We start from the raw sequence: 3117 nt of genomic DNA on the forward strand, positions 1-3117 counted from the left end.
TGTTGAGGCAGTTCCAGTTGTAGAACTGGTTACCCCAACATTTATTATAGAGCCCTTTTATTTTATAAAGTTGAGAGATCGTATGGGGTTTCTTGATACACATAGTAATTTAACCAGTTGGAGAATAACAGATTAGCGGCGCTGCGCCAAAGCACTATCGGCGGTTTGCTGGGATCATCGTTTGGAAAATAATTATAAGGAATTTTAATTGGCAGACCGAGGGCCACATCGCGGTCATATTCTGATTTGAGCGTCAGCGGATCGTACTCACAATGGCCGGTTATAAAAATTTGCCGCCCATTACTATCAGCTACTGTATGAACGCCGGCAACTTCCGACTCTGAGAGAATGTGGAGGGAGGGATTGTTTTCAATGTCTTCCCGTCTGACTTCGGTATGACGGGAGTGGGGAACATAAAATATATCGTCAAACCCTCGAAACAGCTTGTTAGATTTGGAAGAGGCGGTTTTGTGCGGAAACACTCCGAACATTTTTTCCGGAAGTGGATACTTTGGAATACCATAGTGATAGTATAATCCGGCTTGTGCTCCCCAACAAATATGAAGAGTCGAATAGACATGTTTTTTGCTCCATTCCATGATCTCGCAAAGTTCATCCCAGTAAGCTACTTGTTCAAAAGGCATCTGCTCTACCGGGGCGCCGGTTATGATCATGCCATCATATTTGCGGGATTTGATGGTATCAAAAGTCTCATAAAATTTAATGAGATGTTCTGGTGATGTGTTTTTAGGCATATGGGTTGCTGTATACATAAAATCAACTTCTACCTGGAGAGGCGTATTACTTAATAAACGGAGAAATTGGGTTTCGGTAACAATTTTAGTGGGCATCAGGTTTAAGAGCAGAATCTTGAGAGGACGGATGTCCTGACTGTAGGCTCGGTCTTCGTACATGATAAATATGTTTTCATTTTCAAGAATACTGGCTGCAGGCAGGTCGTTAGGAATTGCTATTGGCATATGGTAAACCTCCAGTACAGAAAAAGCATCTGCAAGTAAACAGATGCTTGTGAGAATTTAGATAATTTAATTTACTATAACCGATCTGTAAGAAATAGTCAATATTAGGATGGTTGCCTGTCCAATTTTCCCAAATATATAGTAACGATCAAGTGTAGCAGAATATCGCAGCCCAAGAAGTATAATGGAGTAAAAAACTGTAAGTGATTGCGCTGGGTACCAGCAGGAAAAATATTACTATTATCGAACAGTTAATATTATATCAAAATATAAGGAGGTTACTAGGTAATGGCGAAGAAAATTCTTATACTGACAGGTGATTGTGCGGAAGATTATGAGGTTAAAGTACCCCAACAAGCACTCATGATGCTAGGCTACCATGTTGACGTAGCTGTGCCCAATAAGCAGGCTGGCGATATGGTGCAACTGGTTGTGCACGACTTTGTCGGGCTAGACACCTATGTGGAACTAACCGGACATCGGATTGCCGTTGATATTGCAGTTAAAGACGTTAAATCCGAAGATTATGCCGGGTTGGTAGTTCCTGGCGGTCGGGCACCTGAATATATTCGTATGTATCCTGAAGTAATTGCGTTGGTGCAAGACTTTTTTGCTGCTGGCAAACCAGTAGCCGCCATTTGCCATGGAACGCAACTGTTAGCTCCGGCTAATGTATTGGCAGGCAAAACAGTAACCTCGTACCCAGCTTGTGCCGCTGAATGTCAATTGGCTGGTGCTGAATGGAAAAACGAGCAGGTAGTGGTTAGCGGTAACTTGGTAACGGCGCAAGCTTGGCCAGATCATCCAGCATGGTTAAGAGCTTTTGTTGAGCTATTAGGAGCAAAAATTAGTATTTAACGCCAACTATTATAAATTGCTTATTTGCATGTTTTAAGGCAATAGTAAAGAGGAAAACGTAAATGCTGTAAGAACATCTTACAGCATTTACGTTTTTTTCTTTAGTAAATAAGCATGTATAGTTTTGGTGCATAGTCCAGGTTTCACCAGCGGCTAAGCCTTGATACCATATTATCCTTGATAATTTGTATGCTTTTGTATGGCAATACTATTATTATCGACAAAGCGATGGTTTTACGGTACAATGACGCGTAGAATGTTTTAGCACTACACATATAAGGGGGGCATCTATTGTTAGTTCATGAACTGATTTATAGGGGAACACCAACTAGTATAGCTTTTCATGGAAAAGACTATGTGACATATGCCGAGGTTGTCCGGCAAGTGGCGAAATATCGAAATTACTTTTATTTGTCAGGGATTCGGGCAGACGAACATGTTGGGCTGTTTTCACGCAATTCGGTCGAATTTGTTTATTCCTATATGGCCATTGCCAGTCTCGGGGCTGTGGTTGTACCGATTAACTTTCAACTGACACCTCGCGAGATAGCGTTTATTATTAACGATGCTAACATAAAACATCTTGTTACTATGGAGCGTATGCCTCTTGAAGCTGAACTTGCGCATCTAGGATACTCTCAGGATGTCAAGCAGCATATCCTAGCAGATATCAGGCAGGACGTACAGACATTGCCTGAGATTTCGCCCCCAACTAGTAAATTTGACGAAAACCACCCCTGTGTCATTATTTATACGTCCGGTACTACTGGCAACCCGAAGGGTGCGGTATTAACCCATAAAAACCTTGTAAGCAATGCGCAAACCTTCGGCAAGGTATTGCCTGTCACCGCCAGTGATAATGTACTATGTGTGCTTCCAATGTATCATTGTTTTGCTTGGACCTGCGCTATACTTAATGCCTTGCTTTGTGGAGCTTCGATAACCATATTGGATGCATTTGCTCCCAAAGAAACCATTGCCGCTATTAAAGAGTATGGCGTGACTGTCGTTTATGGTGTACCGCCTATGTATAATATTCTTACCCGTGTAGGGCAGCCGGAAGACTTGGCAGGAGTAAAACTCTTTATATCAGGCGGAGCATCACTACCAGAAACAGTGGCTCGGCAGTTTGCTGATAAATATGGTAAAAACATTCTTGAGGGATATGGTCTTTCTGAAGCTTCACCAGTTGTGACCTTAAACCCGGTGGAAAAACCAAAATACTGTTCTATCGGCAAGGCGCTACCCGGTTTGGAGGTCAAAGTAGTTGATGCGAAGG

The 3117-nt window shown here is 42.3% G+C and carries 3 protein-coding genes; 2 read left to right on the forward strand and 1 reads right to left on the reverse strand.

Annotated elements, in window-relative coordinates; translation table 11 throughout:
* Positions 1-62: 62 nt before the first annotated feature.
* Positions 63-980: a homoserine O-acetyltransferase MetA gene (gene metA, locus AC29Z1_RS15655; RefSeq protein WP_488272386.1), complete on the reverse strand. Its 918-nt coding sequence runs from the start codon at positions 978-980 to the stop codon at positions 63-65.
* A 288-nt stretch (positions 981-1268) separates the two neighbouring features.
* Here metA and AC29Z1_RS15660 point away from each other — a divergent pair, with 288 nt between their 5' ends.
* Both AC29Z1_RS15660 and AC29Z1_RS15665 read left to right on the forward strand, forming a co-directional pair.
* Positions 1269-1838 carry a DJ-1/PfpI family protein gene (locus AC29Z1_RS15660; protein ID WP_488272387.1) on the forward strand — a complete coding sequence of 190 codons (570 nt, stop codon included), beginning with the start codon at positions 1269-1271 and terminating at the stop codon, positions 1836-1838.
* Positions 1839-2129: 291 nt separating this feature from the next.
* Positions 2130-3117 (forward strand): class I adenylate-forming enzyme family protein (locus AC29Z1_RS15665; RefSeq protein WP_488272388.1); only part of this gene is annotated, 988 nt, incomplete at its 3' end.

It is taken from the genome of Sporomusa sp., assembly GCF_057736855.1.